The 2,885-nt window shown below is 62.6% G+C and carries 3 protein-coding genes; all 3 read left to right on the top strand.

Going from position 1 to position 2,885, the window contains the following annotated elements:
* The first annotated feature begins 155 nt into the window (after positions 1-155).
* The gene (locus tag ACP7BZ_RS22835) at positions 156-1,385 is read left to right on the top strand and encodes a tyrosine-type recombinase/integrase (protein WP_426117480.1); all 1,230 of its coding nucleotides are present in this window, start codon (positions 156-158) and stop codon (positions 1,383-1,385) included.
* Positions 1,382-2,344 (top strand): tyrosine-type recombinase/integrase, encoded by a 963-nt coding sequence (locus ACP7BZ_RS22830; RefSeq protein ID WP_426117478.1) that lies wholly within the window; start codon positions 1,382-1,384, stop codon positions 2,342-2,344. The genes ACP7BZ_RS22835 and ACP7BZ_RS22830 overlap by 4 nt, the downstream gene beginning before the upstream one ends.
* Positions 2,341-2,885, top strand: a 545-nt coding sequence (locus tag ACP7BZ_RS22825) for a tyrosine-type recombinase/integrase (protein ID WP_426117476.1), incomplete at its 3' end; no start/stop codon positions are given. The genes ACP7BZ_RS22830 and ACP7BZ_RS22825, both read left to right, overlap by 4 nt.

Here is a 2,885-nt window from a genome sequence, read left to right as displayed (position 1 = left end):
CAAGAATAAGGCGAAGTCGGCGCTTATGTGTAGTCGTCGACGCGTTGTTCTGCCAGAAGCGCAACCTGCCTTTGCTGGGGCGGCCCGATCGACTACTGGACTTCGCATAAGAAGACGCGTCTCCTGAAGAACCCACCCCTCTTCAGGAGAACGCGATGGATGTCTTCAATGGCCTTACCGAACCGGCCGCGTCACGACTTCGTGCCAGCGAACTGGCACCTTACGTTCAACCCTTCTGGGATCGACTGACCGAGCTGCAGTATTCGCGCAGCACGGTCCGCCAGTATCTAAATTGCCTAGCCCACTTTGCTCTCTGGTCGCGGCGACGTCCGTTCGATCTTCGGGCTCTCGACCGGCTCGCTGTCAACTTTATCGACCAGCACTTGCCTTGCTGCACCTGTACTGCGCCTGTGCAACGAAGTCGCCACCAGGTCCGTACCGCACTACGGCATCTGATGACAGTCGCTCGCAGCGCCGGAGTACAACTGGATAGTCGCCACGTTGGTCCCATCGACGAGCAACTGCGTCGTTTCGACGACTACTTATTGCACTCCAAGGGCCTCGCCGGAAGCACTCGCCTCAAGCGCATCACGGTCATTCGTGCACTGCTGCGCATGAAGTCGAGCGCAGCGACACCGTCTGCCGATGATCTACGACAGTTCTTAACCCAGGAACTCTCGCGGGTGAGCGCTGCAAGCGGCGGCGCGACCGCCACCGCTGTACGCAGCTACCTGCGCTTCCGTGCGTTCGAGGGCGATCCCGTCGAGCATCTTCTACCTGTTGTTGGCGCACCGGCAAACTGGCGCCTTGCGCCCTTACCGGAGACGCTCTCGTCCGATGAGGTCAATCGGTTGCTAGACGCCTTTCCGGTCGATCTTCCGTCGCGCCTACGCTGCTACGCCCTCGTACGATGCGTCGTCGATCTTGGGCTGCGTAGCAGCGAGGTTATTGCTCTGGCACTCGATGACATCGACTGGATCGCCGGCACCGTTCGCATTAGCAAGAGCAAGTCGCGGCGAGTCGATTTGCTGCCGCTGCCGCATCTCACCGGCGCTGCCATCGCCGACTACCTGCGATCCGAGCGACCCCGAACCGCCAGCCGCTTGGTCTTCGTTCGGCATGTTGCACCGGTTGACGAGCCGGTAGCCGCCGACGTCGTGCGGCGAGCCGTGCGCGCGGCATATCGCCGAGCAGGTCTGCCCTACACGCGTGTGCACATCCTGCGACACACGTTGGCAAGCCGCCTGCTCAACACCGGTGGCACGCTTAAGGAAGTGGCCGACATGCTTCGTCATCGCGAGCTGAACACCTCGCTCATTTACGCCAAGGTCGACTTCGGCAGGTTGGGCGAAGTGGCAATGCCCTGGCCAGGGAGCCGGCCATGAGCGCCGCTACATCGATGCAAGATGCCGTGCATCGCTACCTCGACGATCGGCGCCGCCTGGGCTTCGCATTGAGGTCTGCCGCCACCGAGCTCGCGCGCTTCGCTCGTTATGCCGACGCACGGGAACATCTTGGCCCGCTCACGCAGGACTTGATGCTGGGATGGGCCCGGGAACACGTGCGGCAGACCAGTGCAGTGACCGCTGCGCGACGGCTGGAGATCGTGCGGCCGTTCGCCGCCCACTACCGGCAGTTCGAGCCAGCCTCGGAGCTCCCGCCCAAGAGTATTCTCGGCCGCAGTCATCGCCGCTTGGCACCCCATATCTACACGGACGATGAGATCAGCGAACTGCTCGACGCGGCAGGCCGACTAACGCTCACCTGGGATCTGCGGCCAGTGACCTACCGCACCTTGTTCGGCCTGATCGCTGCAGCGGGGCTTAGGCTATCGGAAGCATTGACGCTCACATTGGGCGACGTCGATTTGCAGCGCGCTTCGCTCACCGTCCGTCAGACCAAGTTCCACAAGTCCCGCAGCCTGCCGCTTCATGCGAGCACGGTACAGGAACTCGGCCTGTACCGGCAAGCGCGGAACCAACGCCATGGTGCCGTGGAGGAGGCCCCGTTCTTCGTCTCGCACGACGGCGGGCGCTTGGCGACGCGTACGGTGGACAACGTGTTCCTGCGCTTGCAACTGCGCCTCGGTTGGTGCGCTCGGGGCGACCATATGCATCCTCGCATCCACGATCTGCGCCACACCTTTGCCGTGAGGCGCGTACAACGCTGGCGAGAGGCGGGTCAGTCCATCGACCACGGCATGTTCTGGCTGTGCACCTATCTCGGCCATGCCAGGATCTCCGACACCTACTGGTATCTGTCCGGCGTTCCAGAACTGATGGACACCATCGGGGCTCGGTTCGAGCACTTTGCCGGTACCGAGGGGCAAGGGGCTGCGCGATGAGCCGCCGGACCGCTCCGACGTTTGCCGGCCTCGTGCAGGAGTTCTTCACCGACTACATGGTGCAGCAACGAGCCTTGAGCCCGCGCACTGTGGCCTCTTACCGCGACACCTTCGTGCTGCTGCTACGCTTCGCCGAGGAACAGCGACGCCTGCCGGCGCACGGTCTGACACTTGCGGATCTCAACGCCCGGTTCCTGGCCGATTTCCTCGATCACCTAGAGGTGCAGCGACGCAACTCAGTTCGAAGTCGCAACGTCCGACTGGCTGCGGTGCGGGCGTTCTTGAAGTTCGCGGCCCACCGCGATCCAGCTAACCTGGGCGTGATTGAGAACGCGTTGGCCGTGCCGATGAAGCGCTTTGAACGCAAGATGGTTGGATATTTGCCACGAGAACAGATGCTGGCGGTGATTGACGTGGCGACCGACACCTGGATCGGTCAGCGCGACAGGCTCTTGCTCACGCTCATGTTCAATACCGGAGCGCGCGTCTCCGAGATCATCGGCGTGCGCGTTGCAGACGTCGTTCTCGGTCCGACCAACAG

This window comes from Massilia sp. PWRC2 (assembly GCF_049896725.1).
Lineage (GTDB): Bacteria > Pseudomonadota > Gammaproteobacteria > Burkholderiales > Burkholderiaceae_D > JAFCUW01.
The sequence above is the reverse complement of the archived record's forward strand: the minus strand, read 5'-3'. Positions and strand labels throughout refer to the sequence as shown.

What these genes read in the sequence shown, in the direction of transcription:
- ACP7BZ_RS22830 (WP_426117478.1), top strand. Translation starts at nt 1,382, where the DNA reads ATGAGCGCCGCTACATCGATGCAAGATGCCGTGCATCGCTACCTCGAC.
- ACP7BZ_RS22835 (WP_426117480.1), top strand. Translation starts at nt 156, where the DNA reads ATGGATGTCTTCAATGGCCTTACCGAACCGGCCGCGTCACGACTTCGT.